This window comes from Streptomyces sp. DSM 40750 (genome assembly GCF_024612035.1).
GTDB lineage: Bacteria > Actinomycetota > Actinomycetes > Streptomycetales > Streptomycetaceae > Streptomyces.
On the sequence record NZ_CP102513.1, the window covers coordinates 2,901,772 to 2,916,719 of the forward strand.

Genomic DNA, 14,948 nt, shown 5'->3' on the forward strand with positions numbered 1-14,948 from the left:
AACGGGTCTTACTGGTCGGGCAGTTCGGTGGCCTGCGGCTTGACCGTGGGGTGTACGGCGACGACGATCCGGTGCCCGCGGCCGCCCTCGGCGTCGGGGGCGTCGTACTTGCGGATGAGCGCGCTCACCCCGGCGGTCAGCTCCTGGACGAAGGCGGCCCGGTCGGCGGCCGAGGCGAAGGTGACCTCGCCGTCGAGCGCGAAGGTCGCGAGCCGTTTGCGGGCCTTGGCCGCCCCCGTGATCAGCGACCCGACGTCCCGGACCAGCCGAGCGCCGAGCGCGAGCAGCCAGCGCGCGGAGAGCTGGTCCCGGAACCGGTCCGGGTCCGGCTGTACGGCGGCGAGTGCGAGCGGCGAGATCACATACGACGCGGCGGTCGCCCGCATCAGCCGCTCGGTGACATTGCCCTTGCGGCGCTCCCCCGCCAGCTCGACCAGGCCGTGCTTCTCCAGCGCCTTCAGGTGGTAGTTCACCTTCTGGCGCGGCAGTCCGACCTTCCCGGCCAGCATGGCCGCCGACGCGGGCCCGGCCGCCAGCTCGGCGAGCAGCCGGGCCCGTATGGGGTCCAGCGAGACCGCCGCTGCCTCGGGGTCCTCGATCACGGTGACGTCCAACATGGCTCCACCGTCTCACCGAAAACTTTTTTTGTCCAGGCGGTTGGATTTTTCGGTGAGGGACCGAGGAGGGGCGGCCGGTATCAGTCGGGGACGAGGCCGAGGGCGTACTCGTAGCGGTGGACCGTGCTGCTCTTCAGTCCCGGCCAGGTCTGTACACGCTGCCAGAGCGGCGAGGGCGAACCGACCCCGTCGCCGGGTGCGGCGAGCGCGTCGATGTGGGCCTGGGCCGTCTCCCACTCGGCGTAGTTGAGGACGCGGGTGCCGTCGGTGCTGAGGTGGAAGTGGGCGGAGATACCGCCGGGGTGCGCGTTCGGCTCGGCGGCGAGCGCCTCCTCGACGGCGTCCACCCAGGCACGCTGCCGCGCCGGGTCGGGCCCGTCGAACTCGACGTCGACGATCACGACGCATCCCGGCACCCGTGCCGCACGGTCGTCCCCCGTGAGGCCGCGGTAGTGCCGGTAACGCCCGAGCCCCACCCGCTCGATCCCGGGTACGGCGGTGTCGATGGCGTCGTTGCGCTCCTGCCGACGCGTCTTGACGAAGGCTTCGAATGCCTGCTCGTCGGCCCACTGCGAGTAATGCAGCAGGCCCGAACCGTCCTCCGCCGTATAGACGAAATACCCCAACAGCCCGTCGGCGGGCCACGGCCGCCGCTCCCAGGTGTCGGCGATGGCCTCGACGGTCTGCCGCTGCCGTTGGGGCGTGCCCACCCGCCAGGTGCTGAAGAAGGGTGCCCCGACGTCGGGGCGGTCGAGGACGGGATGGACATCGGTACGGCGAGTCATGTCGCTCTCCATTGATCGGCGTCGATCGTTCCGTGCATTCACCACCCTTCAACCTCAACCAAGATTCAGGTCAAGTCGGCGGTTCGGGGCCCGGATTCGGGAGACCCGCCCGGTCATGGACGAGAAGCGGCGCGAGGCCGAGCGGGTGGGGAAGGGACCGGAATCCGAGGCGGAGACCGAGGAACGGACCGGCGCGGAGACCGAGGAACGGACCGGCGCGGGCGGTCCCGCCGGACTGCCGAAACCTTCGTGGTGGGCGGTGGTGCGGCGCACGGTCAAGGAGGTCCGGGACGACGAACTGTCCGACCGGGCAGCCGCGTTGACGTACTACGGCGTGCTGTCGCTGTTCCCGGCGTTGCTGGTGCTGGTGTCGCTGCTCGGGGTCGCCGGGCAGCGCACGACCGACAAACTCCTGGCCAACATCGGCGACTTGGCGCCCGGTCCCGCGCGGGACATCCTGCGGGACGCGGTCGTCCAGCTGGGCGAGAGCGGCGGCACGGGCGGAGTGCTGGCGATCGTCGGCCTCCTGGCGGCCGTGTGGTCGGCGTCGGGCTACGTGGCCGCGTTCATCCGTACCTCCAACGCGGTGTACGACCTGCCGGAGGGCCGCCCGGTGTGGAAGCTGACGCCCCTGCGTATCGCGCTGACCCTCGTGCTGATGCTGATGCTGGCGGCGAGCGCGATGATCGTGGTGTTCACCGGTCCGCTGGCCGAGCGCGCGGGCACGACGGTCGGGCTCGGCGACGCGGCCATCGCGATATGGGACGTCGCCAAGTGGCCGGTCCTGCTGGTGCTGGTGACCTTGATGATCGCGCTGCTCTACTGGGCGGCGCCCAACGTCCGTGGCCGGGGCTTCCGTTGGGTCAGCCCCGGCGGCGTCCTCGCCACGCTCATCTGGCTCGCCGCCTCCGCCGGCTTCGCCGTCTACGCCGCCAACTTCGGCTCCTACAACAAGACCTACGGCACCCTCGCAGGCGCCGTGATCTTCCTCGTCTGGCTCTGGCTCACCAACCTGGCGATCCTCCTGGGCCTCGAATTCGACGCGGAACTCTCCCGCGAACGCGCGATCACCGCGGGCCGCCCCGCCACCGAGGAGCCCTACGTGGAACCCCGGGACACCCGCACATGGCCCCCGCGCCTGCGGGCCCTACGAGCGGCCCGCTCCCGCGCCGCAGCCAAACCGGACGCGATGAGCACGGGGCGAGCGAGGGTGTGAGCCGGGGTCGGGGCCACGGCTCCGCCGCCGTACCAAAATGGGCAGCCCGCCTCTCGTCAGCCTGCCGGGCCCGGGTGCCCTGGGTGGCAAGATGCCCGTCTACAAGGGCCGGCCCGACCTCGCCATGACTGGAATTGCGGATCAGGTCTTAGTGGTAGTGCCGCCAGACCAGTACCCCCGCTGCGGCCACGGCGACCCCCGCGCCGCCCACGACCACCGCTTCCCGGGGCACGCGGTCCCACGCGGAGTGGACCCTGGCCTTCACATCGGCCTTGGCGGCGAGTTCCTCGACGGTGTCGCCGAGCTGCGCCCGGGTCACCTCGATCTGCCGCCGGAGTTCGTCGGGGCCCTTGGCTCCCACCGGACCGTTGTGCCCGCTGGAGGCACCGGACGTGCCGGACCTGCCGGATGTGTGCGTCATCGCCGAGCCCTTCCCTTGATCTCGTCCATGTCCGCCTTGACGCTGTCGAGCGCCAGCTCCGGCCTGGGCGGAGTGGCCCGCCGGATTTGCGCGCGGCCGATCACGGCCAGCACGGCGGCGATCACGAACAGCGCGCCCATGACGATGAGCGCGGCGGCCCACACGTCCAGTACGAGCGACAGCGCCGCGACCCCGGCTCCGGCGAGGGTCATGAACCCCACGTAGGCGACGGCGCCGGCCGCGCCGAGGAGCCCGCCGCCGCGCCCCGCGCGCCGCCCCTTCTGGGCCAGCTCCTCCTTGGCGAGGGCGACCTCCTGTCGTACGAGCAGGGAGAGCTGTTCGGTGGCCTGCCCGACCAGCTCGCCCACGGAGTGGTGGTCGTGTTCGCTCGGCCCCGGACGTGCGGCTCGCACGGAGCGCACGAGTCGCGAAGGCCTGGTCTCGGTGGTACCGGTCACGGTGTCCCGCCTCCTCACATATCGGGACGTACCGGGTACCCCCCCGACCTCGGCTATCCCTGCGGCGGCGCCCCGAACCCCCGCTCCCCGAGCCTGGCCGGCCGGCTCTGGAACCAGTCGAGCCGCGCCTGCGGCGACGCCGCCCCGGCGACCAGCTCGGGTACCCCGGGATCCCCGGGCGATTCGGCCCCCGCAGCCCCCGGACCGCCCCGGCTCCCGGGGCCGACTCCATCACTTCCTCGGCGAGCGGCCGCTCACCCTCCGACGACTCGCACGACTCGTACGACTGGGGCCGCTGCTCCGCGCCCCCGACGGCCGCCTTCCCCATCCTCGTAGCAAAGCTCCCCGATACCTCGTAGAAGAATTAAGTGGAGCTTCACAATGATCACGCCGAGACTACCCCAATGACCCTCACCCACCGCCCCGCCCCCTTCGGCCGCGCCCTCTGCGCGATGGTCACGCCCTTCACCGCGTCCGGCGCCCTCGACCTCGACGGGGCCCAGCGGCTCGCCGACCGGCTGGTGGCTCAGGGGTGTGACGGGCTGGTGCTGTCCGGTACGACGGGCGAGTCGCCGACGACGACGGACGCGGAGAAGGCGGAGCTGATCCGCGCCGTGCGCGCGGCGGTCGGCGACCGGGCCACGATCGTGGCGGGGGTGGGCACCGCCGACACCCGGCACACCGTGGAGCTGGCGCTGGCGGCCGAGAAGGCGGGCGCGGACGGGCTGTTGGCGGTGACGCCGTACTACAGCAGGCCCCCGCAGGACGCGGTCGAGGCCCACTTCCGCGAGCTGGCCGACGCCTCGGGACTGCCCGTCGCCCTGTACGACATCCCCGGCCGGACCGGCACCCGGATCGAACCGGAGACCATGATCCGGCTCGCGGGCCACCCCCGGATCGTGGCGGTGAAGGACTGCGCGTACGACCTCCTCGGCACCCAGAAGGTGCTGGCGGAGACGGGGTTGGCGTACTACACGGGCTGCGACGAGTACGTCCTGGCCCTGTACGCGATCGGCGGCTCGGGCTACATCGGCACGGTCGCGAACGTGGCGCCCCGTCAGTTCCGGTCGGTGCTCGACGCGTTCGACGCGGGCGACACCGGCGAGGCGGCCCGTCTGCAGCGACGGACCATCCCGCTCACCGAGTTGATGATGTCCTCCGGTCTGCCCGGCACCGTCACGGCGAAGGCGCTCCTGGGGCGGCTGGGCCTGCCCGGCGGGCCGGTGCGCGCACCGCTGCGGCCCGCCGGCCGGGAAATGGCCGACGGGCTGCTGGCGGCGTACGAGCGGCTCGTGGCCGCCTGAGGCGAGCGATCAGCGGGTGGCGAAGACCGCGTTCCAGCGACCGCCCGCGCCGTCGTTGCCCTTGCGGGCGCCGCTGAGCGGGAGCGTCTTGTCACTGCCGATGGTGACGAGCACCAGGGCGTTGTGGAACTCGTTGTCGCCGGCGGTGATGTCCCAGGCGATGAGCCGGTTGTTGTCGACCCAGGCGAGCAGTTGCTGTCCGCGGATCTTGTGGAGCCGCTTGCCGCTGTACGGGTCGAGGATCTCGGAGGCGGTGGTCTTGGCGCCGCCCGCGAAGCCGCCGGCCGCGAGCTTGCCGTCCGGGGAGAGCCGCGCCTCCACCGACCAGGTCAGATGCTTCTCGTTGGCCGGCTTGTCGACCTTGTCGCCCTTGAGGTCGTAGAACTGGTCGTGCGGTTCCGAGGTCAGCCCGGAGTAGACCAGCTTCCCGTCGCCGCTGAAGGCGAAGTCCTGACGGGAGTTGAGGATTCCCATCTCATTGTCCTCGTCGGGGAGGACCTCGCTCCAGTCGGTCTTCCCGGAGTCGACGTCGACGACGTAGAAGCCGGTCCGGTACGACTTGGACCAGTCCGGCTCCCAGTCGTTCTTCTTGCCGTCGCCGTCGGAGTCGTAGTCCGCCCTGTGCAGCAGATCAGGGTTCTCGCTGTAGGTGGTGGCGACGAGCTTGGTGCCGTCGGGCGAGAACTCGACATTCGCGACGCCCCGGTCGACCGGGATCCAGCGCTCGACCTCGCCGGTGAGCAGGTCGAGGAGCCCGATCCGCGCGGCCGGCAGATCCTTCTCCAAGACGGCGGCGGTCCGCATGCCGGGGGCGACGGCGACGATGGACCAGCGGATGTCGCTGACGTACTTGCCGGTCTTCTGGTCGAGGATCCGGTAGGCGCGTTCCCTGACCGCTGTGTCCTTCTTCGAGGTCAGGACGGTGTCCGAGGTGTACCACGCGGCCAGTGCCACGTCTCCGGCGGCGATCAGGTCGCGCGGCGGCGACTGGTCGGGGTGGGCGATGATGTCGCTCTCGTTCTTCTCCGTGGCGAGCCGCACCTCGTTCCTGCCGGAGTCCAGCAGCGGCACGGCCACCGCGACGGCGACCACGGCGGCGGTGGCCGCGGCGACGGTCGCGAACCCACGGGTCCGGCGGCGGCGCCGGACGGTCAGCACCCGGTCGGCGAAGCCCGGCTGCAGGGGCGGCTGTTCGGCGGCCTGCTCCCGCAGGGAGTCCCGCACCAGTTCGTCGACGTTCACGGACGCACCTCCACGGGCGAGAAGTCACGGGACGGCTGCTGCTCGGCCTCGGCGGGACCGAGGGCGGCCAGCTCGGGCGCGAGCGAACGCAGCCGGGCGAGCGAGCGGTGGGTCGTGGACCGGACCGTCCCGACGGAGCAGCCGAGGATGCGGGCCACATCGGCCTCGGGCAGATCCTCGAAGTAGCGGAGTACGAGCACGGACCGCTGCCGGGCGGTCAGCCGGGCCAGCGCCCCGCGCATCACCAGCCGCAGCTCCACCCCGGCCGCGCCGTCCACGGCGGCGCCGCTCTCCGGCGGCTCGGCGACGGTCAGCTCCCGGCGTCGCCATTTCAGCCGCCATCGGCTGACCTGCTGCCGGTAGAGGATCTGCCGTACGTACGCCTCCGGCTCGTCGATCCGCTGCCAGCGCCCGGCGGCCTTGATCAGCGCGTTCTGCAGCAGGTCCTCGGCGGCGTGCCGGTCCCCGCCGCTCAGCAGGACGGCCGTCTTCAGCAGCGCCGACGACCGCCCGGCCACGAACTCCCGGAAACTCTCCTGCCCCGCGGCATCCATCGTCACCTTCTCTTCCCCGGCGGGCCCCGTGTCCCGCCCCTGTGCCCCTTGTGACGCGCCGACCCGCCCGCCGCTATGCCTGGACGACGAAAAAGCGCCGGGAGACAGGTCCGGGGCCCGTACGCGTGCACGCGTACGGGCCCCGGACCATGCGGGTCGGCCATGCGGGTCGGCCGTGCGGATCAGCCCCAGCGGTACCCGTCGCCGAACAGCAGGGTGTGTTCCAGCACGTCCTCCATCGGGTCGTCGACCTGCCCGACGTTGATGAGCCCGATCCGGGGGCCGTTGTGCGAGGACTTGTTGGTCTCGTCGGCGTGCGCGGCCCCGGTCGGCAGCCAGCACACCACCGCCGTGGCCAGCACCCCCGTGACCACTCGCGCCGCGGTCCTCGCCCGGTCGTTCCTCATCCCTCAGACCCTCATTTCGTCGGTTCGGCCACTGATCGGACACTGCGTCCACCAGTTCATCTGCCTGGACCGCGCGAAGGTCACGCCGGGCAACCCGTACGGGGTCAGTTGTGGCTGTGCAGGATCTCGTTCAGGCCGCCCCAGACCGCGTTGTTCGGACGGGCCTCGACCGTGCCGGTGACCGAGTTGCGGCGGAAGAGGATGTTCGAGGCGCCGGAGAGCTCGCGGGCCTTGACGACCTGGCCGTCGGGCATCGTGACGCGGGTGCCGGCGGTGACGTAGAGGCCGGCCTCGACGACGCACTCGTCGCCGAGGGCGATGCCGACGCCCGCCTCGGCGCCGATCAGACAGCGCTCGCCGATGGCGATGATGACGTTGCCGCCGCCGGACAGCGTGCCCATGGTGGAGGCGCCGCCGCCGATGTCCGAGCCGTCGCCGACCACGACGCCGGCGGAGATACGGCCCTCGACCATCGACGTGCCGAGGGTGCCCGCGTTGAAGTTGACGAAGCCCTCGTGCATGACCGTGGTGCCCTCGGCGAGGTGGGCGCCGAGGCGGACGCGGTCGGCGTCGGCGATCCGGACGCCCTTGGGGGCCACGTAGTCCGTCATGCGCGGGAACTTGTCGACCGACGTGACCTGGAGGTGCAGGCCCTCGGCGCGCGCGTTGAGGCGCACCTTCTCCAGCTCGTCGACGGCGACGGGGCCGAGCGAGGTCCAGGCGACGTTGGCGAGGAGGCCGAAGATGCCGTCCAGGCTCTGGCCGTGCGGCTTGACCAGGCGGTGGGAGAGCAGGTGGAGGCGCAGGTAGGCGTCGTGCGTGTCGATCGGCTTCTCGTCGAGCGAGGAGATGACCGTACGGACCGCGACCACTTCGACGCCCCGACGGGTGTCCTGACCGATCGCCGCCGTCGCGGCGCCACCCAGCTGCTGCGCGGCCTGCTCGGCGCTCAGCCGCTCGGTGCCGGAGGGGCCCGGCTCGGCGGAGAGCTCGGGCGCGGGGAACCAGGTGTCGAGAACAGTGCCGTCGGCGGCGATCGTGGCGAGGCCGGCGGCCACGGCGCCGGTGGTGCGAGGAGCAGTCGTGTCGGTCATGAGGGCAACCTAACTGTCCCGGGGCTGTGCGGGCCAACCGGCGGCGGGGGCGTCTCAGGAGCCGGGCACTTTGCGGACATACGGTGCCGAGCGCACCGGCCACCCCGTGGAGCGGGCCGCTCGTCCGCCGAGGGGTGCCGACCGCGTCCAGCGGGCTTGTCCACGACCGCGACGGTGGCGACGGCCTCGCCCGTGACCCTCTTCCCGTCCACTGGGGGACTGGGCGACCCTCTCGGCGCCGCCTCCGCGCGTGCCGGTGGCGGCGGTCCGCTCACCGGGTCCTCCCCCCGCTCGTCACAACCGCTTCAGCCCAGGCTCACGGCGCGGATCACCCGGGATCACGGCTCAGGGAATCACCCGCGCCAGCACCTCCCGGGCGTACTCCTCGTCGTACGGCGCCCCCGTCAGCAGTACCTGTAGGCAGATGCCGTCGACCAGCGCGACCAGCGCCCGCGCGGTCACCGGGTCGGTGCGGCGGGCGAGGATCTCGGCGAAGCCCCGCCCCCACTCGTCGGCGACGGGCCGCAGGGTGGGCCGGCGCAGGGCGGCGAGGTAGAGCTCGTACTCCACCTCCACGCCCGTACGGTCCCCGGCGAGCCATTCGCTGCCCAGCGCGGCGAGTTCGGCGGCGAGGTCCGTGTCGGGGTCCCCCAGGGCGGCGCGCGCGGCGACCGTCTTCGCGAAGCCCTCGTTGGCCTGCCGCAGGGCGGCGACCATCAGCTCGTCGAGGGTCTTGAAGTGGTACGTCGTCGAGCCGAGCGGTACGTCCGCCTCGGCGGCCACGGTCCGGTGGCTCAGCCCGGCGATGCCCTTCGCCGCGACGACCCGGATCGCCGCGTCGATGATCCGCTGCCGTCGCTCGGGGTCGTGACGCCTGGCCATCAGTGGGCGCCTCCCAGGTTCAGCACCACCACTCCGGCGATGATCAGCACGATCCCGGCGGCCTTGGCGAAGCTCAGCCCCTCCCCGAAGAGCACCAGCCCGAGCGCGGCGACCGTCGCGGTGCCGACCCCGGACCAGATCGCGTACGCCGTGCCGATCGACATCGACTTGAGCGCCTGGGCGAGCAGCACGAAGGAGATGAGGTAACCCACCCCGGTGACCAGCGACGGCCACACCTTGCTGAAGCCCTCGCTGTACTTCATGGCGGTGGTGGCGGCCACTTCGGCGGCTATGGCGCCGGCGAGCAACAGATATCCCATGTGTACGATCGTACACATGATGCGTACGGCCGTACACATTATCCGTACTGGCCGGTACTTATGGGTTGAATTGAGCATCGCCGACCGCCAAGAGGCCGTTCTTTCGGGGCCGTTCCGTTATGGAAGCGCTCACTGAAAGGCTCCCCGGACACCACTTGGTCCACTACTGTTTCAACGGTCAAGCTCCCGGATGGGATGACCTGACGGTCTCTCATACCGGTCGCGTCTGGCTCCTCCCTGTCGAACCATTGCGATTCGCGTCCGCCTTTGGCGACGCCGAAGGAACCGCGCATGCCGCCAAAAAAGCCCGGACCTGATCCGGACCAGACCCCGCCCAACCTTCCCGTGCTCAGATCCGCGAAGGTGTGGGAGACGGGTGTCGCCCCGAACGACACCCGAATACCGGGCACGCGCCGCCTGTGGCTGGCCGGCGCCCTCGCCCTCGCCGTCGTCTCCTCCTGCGTGACCGCGATCACCTTGCAGAGCATGGGACCTGACGAGACGTCACAGAACGAGGGCCGCACCACCACGGCCGCCGACGACGGAGTCCTCCCCTCTCTCCCCCTTCCGTCCGCGTCGCCCTCCGCGACCTCGGCGCCGGACGGCAAGAGCGGCCTGACGAAGCCGCAGGAGTCCAAGGGCGGCTCGAAGAACGACGACGAGGACAAGGGGTCCGGGGACTCCGATTCGTCCGAGAGCCAGCAGGGCGGCGCCAAGCCGACTTCCGAGCCGTCGAAGTCGACGACGCCCACCAAGAAGCCGCCGTCCACCACCACCAAGTCCGTACAGTCCGCCAACTACCCGGACCGCTACTGGCACCTGCGCGGCGGTGTGATCCGGCTGGACCAGGTGAGCTCCCGCAGCGGAAGCGAGACCAGGGAGGACTCCTCCTTCAAGGTCGTCTCCGGCCTCGCCAAGTCCTCCTGCTACTCGTTCCGGATGTCGGACGGCCGCTACGTCCGGCACCAGAACTTCCGGCTCCGCGTCAGCGGCAACGACGGCTCGGAGCTCTTCCGGCAGGACGCCACCTTCTGCCCCGTGCAGTCCCCGTACTCGGACGCCGTGATGCTCCAGGCGGTGAACTATCCCGACCGCTTTGTGCGCCACGAGAATTTCGAGCTGGTTCTGGACCCGTACGGCTACAACACGACCGGCCGCCAGGACTTCTTCTTCCGCTTCGTGAAGGGTCTCGGCTGAGCGGCGTGACACCCGCACACAAGTGTGGCCCCCGGCGATTCGCCGGGGGCCACACCCATGTCCATGGATCTCAGACGTTGAACCCGAGCGCCCTGAGCTGCTCACGGCCGTCGTCCGTGATCTTGTCGGGGCCCCACGGGGGCATCCAGACCCAGTTGATGCGGAGTTCGTTGACGAGGCCGTCGGTGGCGGACTTGGCCTGGTCCTCGATGACGTCCGTCAGCGGGCAGGCCGCCGAGGTCAGGGTCATGTCGATCGTCGCGATGTTCGCGTCGTCGATGTGAATGCCGTAGATGAGGCCGAGGTTGACGACGTCGATGCCCAGCTCCGGGTCGACGACGTCGTACAGGGCCTCGCGGACCTCCTCCTCGGAGGCCGGCTTCATCTCCACGGTGTCGCTCATGCCGTCTTCCTTTCGGCTTCGGCGCCCAGCGCCTGGGCCGTCGCGTCCTTCCACGCCATCCAGCTCAGGAGGGCGCACTTGACCCGGGCCGGGTACTTGGAGACACCGGCGAACGCGACCGCGTCCTCCAGCACCTCCTCCATCGCGTCGTCCGGCTCGATCCGGCCCTTGGACTGCATCAGCTCCAGGAAGGTCTCCTGGATCTTCTGCGCCGCGGCCAGGTCCTTGCCGACGAGTAGATCGTTCAGAACGGAGGCCGAGGCCTGGCTGATCGAGCAGCCCTGACCCTCGTACGAGACGTCCTGGATGGTCGTGCCGTCGTACTTCACTCGCAGCGTGATCTCGTCGCCGCACGTCGGGTTCACGTGGTGCACCTCGGCGTCGCCATCCCGCAAGCCCCGCCCGTGCGGGTGCTTGTAGTGGTCCAGGATGACTTCCTGGTACATCGAGTCCAGCTTCATGCGATCGCTCGTCCCATCAGCCGAAGAAGTTCCGTACGTGCTCCAGGCCGTCGACCAGCGCGTCGATCTCGGCCGGCGTGGAGTACAGATAGAACGACGCTCGGGTGGTCGCGGGAATTCCGTAGCGCAGGCAGACGGGGCGGGCGCAGTGGTGGCCCACCCGGACCGCGATGCCCTGCTCGTCGAGGACCTGGCCCACGTCGTGCGGGTGGATGTCGCCGAGTGTGAAGGAGATCGCCGCGCCCCGCTCCTCGGCCGTGGCGGGACCGATGATCCGCAGGCCGGGGACCTCGCCGAGCTTCTTCACCGCGTACTCGGTGATCGCGTGCTCGTGGGCGAGGATCTTGTCCATGCCGATCGAGGTCAGGTAGTCGATCGCCGCGCCGAGACCGACCGCCTGGGCGATCGGGGGCGTGCCCGCCTCGAACTTGTGCGGGGCGGGAGCGTATGTCGACGAGTGCATCGACACCGTCTCGATCATCTCGCCGCCGCCCAGGAACGGGGGCAGGTCCTCCAGGAGCTCCTGGCGGCCCCAGAGGACGCCGATGCCGGTCGGACCGCACATCTTGTGGCCGGTGAAGGCCACGAAGTCGGCCTGGAGGGCCTGGACGTCCAGCGGCATGTGCGGCGCGGCCTGCGAGGCGTCGATGCAGACCAGGGCGCCGACCTCCTGCGCCCGGCGCACTATCGCCTCGACGGGGTTGATCGTGCCCAGGATGTTGGACACCAGCACGAAGGAGACGATCTTCGTCTTCTCCGTGATGACCTCGTTGATGTTGGAGAGGTCGAGCCGGCCGTCGTCGGTGAGGCCGAACCACTTCAGCTTCGCGCCGGTGCGCTGCGAGAGCAGCTGCCACGGCACGATGTTGGAGTGGTGCTCCATCTCCGTGATGACGATCTCGGTCTCGGAGTCCACCCGGTAGGGCTCGTCGGCCCAGCCGAGCATGTTCGCCACGAGGTTCAGCGACTCGGAGGCGTTCTTGGTGAAGATCACCTCGTCGCGGCTGGGCGCGTTGATGAACGCGGCCACCTTGTCGCGCGCGCCCTCGTACAGCGCCGTGGCCTCCTCGGCGAGCACATGCACACCGCGGTGGACGTTGGCGTTGTAGCGCTCGTAGTACTCGCTCAGGGCGTCCAGCACCTGGCGCGGCTTCTGCGAGGTCGCCGCGTTGTCCAGGTACACGAGCTTCCGGCCGTCGTGGACCTGACGGTCCAGGATGGGGAAGTCCTTACGGATCGCCTCGGTGTCGAGGAGGCCCGGCAGCTGTGTCACGCGGATACGCCACCCTTCGTGTCGACTTCGTCGAGCTTCGCGTATGCCTCGTAGCCCTCGTTCTCCAGCTTGTCGGCGAGTTCGGCGCCGCCGGACTCGACGATCCGGCCCGCGGAGAAGACGTGGACGAAGTCGGGCTTGATGTAGCGCAGGATGCGCGTGTAGTGCGTGATCAGCAGGGTGCCGACCTCGCCGGTCTCGCGGACGCGGTTGACGCCCTCGGACACGACCCGGAGCGCGTCGACGTCCAGACCGGAGTCCGTCTCGTCGAGGATCGCGACCTTCGGCTTGAGCAGTTCGAGCTGGAGGATCTCGTGGCGCTTCTTCTCACCGCCGGAGAAGCCCTCGTTGACGTTGCGCTCGGCGAAGGCGGGGTCCATGTTGAGGCGCTGCATGGCCTCCTTGACCTCCTTCACCCAGGTGCGCAGCTTGGGGGCCTCGCCGCGGATGGCGGTGGCGGAGGTGCGCAGGAAGTTGGAGACCGAGACGCCGGGGACCTCGACCGGGTACTGCATCGCCAGGAACAGGCCCGCGCGGGCGCGCTCGTCGACGGACATCTCCAGGACGTCCTCGCCGTCGAGCAGCACGGTGCCGCCGGTGATCGTGTACTTCGGGTGACCCGCGAGCGAGTAGGCGAGGGTCGACTTGCCGGAGCCGTTGGGGCCCATGATGGCGTGCGTCTCGCCCTGCTTCACGGTGAGGTCGACGCCCTTGAGGATCTCCTTCGTGGCGTTGTCGGCCTCGACGGTGACGTGCAGGTCTCGGATTTCAAGCGTTGCCATGGGTGCCTCAGGACTCCTGGGTGAGGGAGACGAGCACGTCGTCCCCTTCGATCTTTACGGGGTATACGGGGACGGGGCGCGTCGCGGGAAGACCGGACGGCTTGCCGGTGCGGAGGTCGAACGCGGAGCCGTGCAGCCAGCACTCGATCTGGCAGTCCTCCACCTCGCCCTCGGAGAGCGAGACGTTCGCGTGCGAGCAGATGTCGTGGATGGCGAACACCTCCCCCTCGGTCTGCACGACCGAGACCGGCGTGCCGTCGAGTTCCACCCGCTTCGGGGTGTCCTCCTCCAGCTCGCTCAGCCCACAGGCGCGTACGAAAGCCATCAGACTGTGGCCTCCAGCTCCTCGTCGATCTTCACGAGAAGGCGTTCCTGGATGTCGTCCACGCCGATCTGCTGGACCAGCTCGGCGAAGAAGCCGCGGACCACCAGGCGACGGGCCTCGTCGGCGGGGATGCCGCGGGCCATCAGGTAGAAGAGCTGCTCGTCGTCGAAGCGGCCGGTCGCGGAGGCGTGGCCGGCGCCGACGATCTCGCCGGTCTCGATCTCCAGGTTCGGCACCGAGTCGACCCGGGCGCCGTCCGTCAGGACCAGGTTCCGGTTCATCTCGTACGTGTCCGTGCCCTCGGCCTTGGCCTCGATGAGCACGTCGCCGATCCACACCGCGTGGGCGCCGTCGCCCTGGAGCGCGCCCTTGTAGGCGACGTTGGACTTGCAGTGCGGGGTGTTGTGGTCGACGAGGAGGCGGTGCTCCTGGTGCTGACCGGCGTCCGTGAAGTACAGACCGAAGAGCTCGGCCTCGCCGCCCGTGCCGGCGTAGGAGACGCGCGGGTGCAGGCGTACGAGGTCGCCGCCGAAGGTGACCACGAACGACTTGAAGGTGGCGTCCCGGCCGATCAGCGCGTTGTGCTGGCCCACGTGCACGGCCTTGTCGTCCCAGTCCTGGACGGAGACGACGGTCAGCTTGGCGCCGTCGCCCAGGATGTAGTCGACGTTGGCGGCGAGCACGGCGTCACCGGTGTGGTCGATGACGACGACGGCCTCGGCGAAGGCTCCGAGTTCCACGACCTGGTGGGCGAAGGCGGTGCCGCCCTCGCCGTGCACGGCGATGCGGATCGGCTCGGTGAGCACCGTCTCCTTGGGGACGGTGATCACTCCGGCCTTCTCGAACGCCGAGTAGGCCTGGGCGGCGATGCGGTCCACCGGGGTGCCCGCCTTGCCGAGGCGGGCGTCGTCACGGCCGACGGTCTCGACGACGACGCCCTCGGGGGCGTCGATGTCGACCTTCAGGCCGTCGCCGGTGGCGACCGCGGTGCCGTCGTGCAGTCCGCGCAGCCGCTCCAGCGGGGTGAACCGCCACTCCTCCTCACGGCCGTGCGGGACCGGGAAGTCCCGCACGTCGAAGGACGGGGGCGCGCTCATGCGCGTGGCGACGGTCGACTCTGCGGCCACCGCGATCTGGCCGGCGGTGGTGGAGCCCACCGGGATGTTCTGAGCGTCAGCCATGGCTGTCGGTCTGCTCTCTTTCCTAC

The 14,948-nt window shown here is 70.3% G+C and carries 19 protein-coding genes; 3 read left to right on the top strand and 16 right to left on the bottom strand.

The annotated features are described in order from the left end of the window. Positions 1–8: 8 nt before the first annotated feature. Together JIX55_RS12930 and JIX55_RS12935 are read right to left on the bottom strand one after the other, a co-directional pair. On the bottom strand, positions 9–617 hold the full coding sequence (locus JIX55_RS12930) for an ArsR/SmtB family transcription factor (protein WP_257563451.1): 609 nt from the start codon (positions 615–617) through the stop codon (positions 9–11). 80 nt (positions 618–697) lie between these two features. Continuing rightward, entirely contained in the window at positions 698–1,402 is a 705-nt protein-coding gene (locus tag JIX55_RS12935) for an antibiotic biosynthesis monooxygenase (protein WP_257563452.1), read from the bottom strand. Positions 1,403–1,517: 115 nt separating this feature from the next. Between JIX55_RS12935 and JIX55_RS12940 the strand changes: the two genes are divergently transcribed. Next, positions 1,518–2,618 carry a YihY/virulence factor BrkB family protein gene (locus JIX55_RS12940; protein WP_257563453.1) on the top strand — a complete coding sequence of 367 codons (1,101 nt, stop codon included), beginning with the start codon at positions 1,518–1,520 and terminating at the stop codon, positions 2,616–2,618. Positions 2,619–2,766: 148 nt separating this feature from the next. On the opposite strand, the gene JIX55_RS12945 is transcribed toward JIX55_RS12940, so the two are convergent. Both JIX55_RS12945 and JIX55_RS12950 read right to left on the bottom strand, forming a co-directional pair. Further along, positions 2,767–3,039: a DUF3618 domain-containing protein gene (locus JIX55_RS12945; RefSeq protein WP_443046411.1), complete on the bottom strand. Its 273-nt coding sequence runs from the start codon at positions 3,037–3,039 to the stop codon at positions 2,767–2,769. Next, positions 3,036–3,497: a phage holin family protein gene (locus JIX55_RS12950; protein WP_443046412.1), complete on the bottom strand. Its 462-nt coding sequence runs from the start codon at positions 3,495–3,497 to the stop codon at positions 3,036–3,038. The genes JIX55_RS12945 and JIX55_RS12950 overlap by 4 nt, the downstream gene beginning before the upstream one ends. Positions 3,498–3,901: 404 nt before the next feature. Between JIX55_RS12950 and dapA the strand changes: the two genes are divergently transcribed. Continuing rightward, complete coding sequence (gene dapA / locus JIX55_RS12955) at positions 3,902–4,801, top strand: 4-hydroxy-tetrahydrodipicolinate synthase (RefSeq protein WP_257563454.1); 900 nt, start codon at positions 3,902–3,904, stop codon at positions 4,799–4,801. Between the two features lie 9 nt (positions 4,802–4,810). On the opposite strand, the gene JIX55_RS12960 is transcribed toward dapA, so the two are convergent. The 6 genes from JIX55_RS12960 to JIX55_RS12985 all read right to left on the bottom strand — a co-directional run bounded on the left by JIX55_RS12960 (position 4,811) and on the right by JIX55_RS12985 (position 9,300). Further along, positions 4,811–6,043, bottom strand: coding sequence for a WD40 repeat domain-containing protein (locus JIX55_RS12960; protein WP_257563455.1), 1,233 nt, complete (start codon positions 6,041–6,043; stop codon positions 4,811–4,813). Further along, positions 6,040–6,597 carry a SigE family RNA polymerase sigma factor gene (locus JIX55_RS12965; protein WP_257569317.1) on the bottom strand — a complete coding sequence of 186 codons (558 nt, stop codon included), beginning with the start codon at positions 6,595–6,597 and terminating at the stop codon, positions 6,040–6,042. The genes JIX55_RS12960 and JIX55_RS12965 overlap by 4 nt, the downstream gene beginning before the upstream one ends. A 182-nt stretch (positions 6,598–6,779) precedes the next feature. Beyond that, on the bottom strand, positions 6,780–7,004 hold the full coding sequence (locus JIX55_RS12970) for a hypothetical protein (protein WP_257563456.1): 225 nt from the start codon (positions 7,002–7,004) through the stop codon (positions 6,780–6,782). A 104-nt stretch (positions 7,005–7,108) separates the two neighbouring features. Then, positions 7,109–8,098, bottom strand: coding sequence for a 2,3,4,5-tetrahydropyridine-2,6-dicarboxylate N-succinyltransferase (dapD, locus tag JIX55_RS12975; protein WP_257563457.1), 990 nt, complete (start codon positions 8,096–8,098; stop codon positions 7,109–7,111). Positions 8,099–8,443: 345 nt separating this feature from the next. Further along, positions 8,444–8,980 (bottom strand): TetR/AcrR family transcriptional regulator, encoded by a 537-nt coding sequence (locus JIX55_RS12980; RefSeq protein WP_257563458.1) that lies wholly within the window; start codon positions 8,978–8,980, stop codon positions 8,444–8,446. Continuing rightward, positions 8,980–9,300: a DMT family transporter gene (locus JIX55_RS12985; protein ID WP_257563459.1), complete on the bottom strand. Its 321-nt coding sequence runs from the start codon at positions 9,298–9,300 to the stop codon at positions 8,980–8,982. Before JIX55_RS12985 ends, JIX55_RS12980 begins: the two co-directional genes overlap by 1 nt. A 291-nt stretch (positions 9,301–9,591) precedes the next feature. Here JIX55_RS12985 and JIX55_RS12990 point away from each other — a divergent pair, with 291 nt between their 5' ends. Further along, the gene (locus JIX55_RS12990) at positions 9,592–10,497 is read left to right on the top strand and encodes an AbfB domain-containing protein (RefSeq protein WP_257563460.1); all 906 of its coding nucleotides are present in this window, start codon (positions 9,592–9,594) and stop codon (positions 10,495–10,497) included. Positions 10,498–10,567: 70 nt separating this feature from the next. Here JIX55_RS12990 and JIX55_RS12995 read toward each other — a convergent pair whose 3' ends face one another. The 6 genes from JIX55_RS12995 to sufD are packed head-to-tail and all read right to left on the bottom strand — an operon-like array spanning position 10,568 to position 14,922. After that, positions 10,568–10,900, bottom strand: a complete 333-nt coding sequence (locus tag JIX55_RS12995; protein ID WP_055636909.1) for a metal-sulfur cluster assembly factor — start codon at positions 10,898–10,900, stop codon at positions 10,568–10,570. Beyond that, positions 10,897–11,361: a Fe-S cluster assembly sulfur transfer protein SufU gene (sufU, locus tag JIX55_RS13000; protein ID WP_257546723.1), complete on the bottom strand. Its 465-nt coding sequence runs from the start codon at positions 11,359–11,361 to the stop codon at positions 10,897–10,899. Before sufU ends, JIX55_RS12995 begins: the two co-directional genes overlap by 4 nt. Positions 11,362–11,377: 16 nt before the next feature. Then, complete coding sequence (locus JIX55_RS13005) at positions 11,378–12,634, bottom strand: cysteine desulfurase (protein ID WP_257563461.1); 1,257 nt, start codon at positions 12,632–12,634, stop codon at positions 11,378–11,380. Continuing rightward, positions 12,631–13,416 (bottom strand): Fe-S cluster assembly ATPase SufC, encoded by a 786-nt coding sequence (gene sufC / locus JIX55_RS13010; RefSeq protein ID WP_257563462.1) that lies wholly within the window; start codon positions 13,414–13,416, stop codon positions 12,631–12,633. The genes JIX55_RS13005 and sufC overlap by 4 nt, the downstream gene beginning before the upstream one ends. A 7-nt stretch (positions 13,417–13,423) precedes the next feature. Continuing rightward, positions 13,424–13,741, bottom strand: a complete 318-nt coding sequence (locus JIX55_RS13015; protein WP_030948995.1) for a non-heme iron oxygenase ferredoxin subunit — start codon at positions 13,739–13,741, stop codon at positions 13,424–13,426. Next, positions 13,741–14,922 carry a Fe-S cluster assembly protein SufD gene (sufD, locus tag JIX55_RS13020; protein ID WP_257563463.1) on the bottom strand — a complete coding sequence of 394 codons (1,182 nt, stop codon included), beginning with the start codon at positions 14,920–14,922 and terminating at the stop codon, positions 13,741–13,743. The genes JIX55_RS13015 and sufD overlap by 1 nt, the downstream gene beginning before the upstream one ends. Positions 14,923–14,948 lie beyond the last annotated feature (26 nt).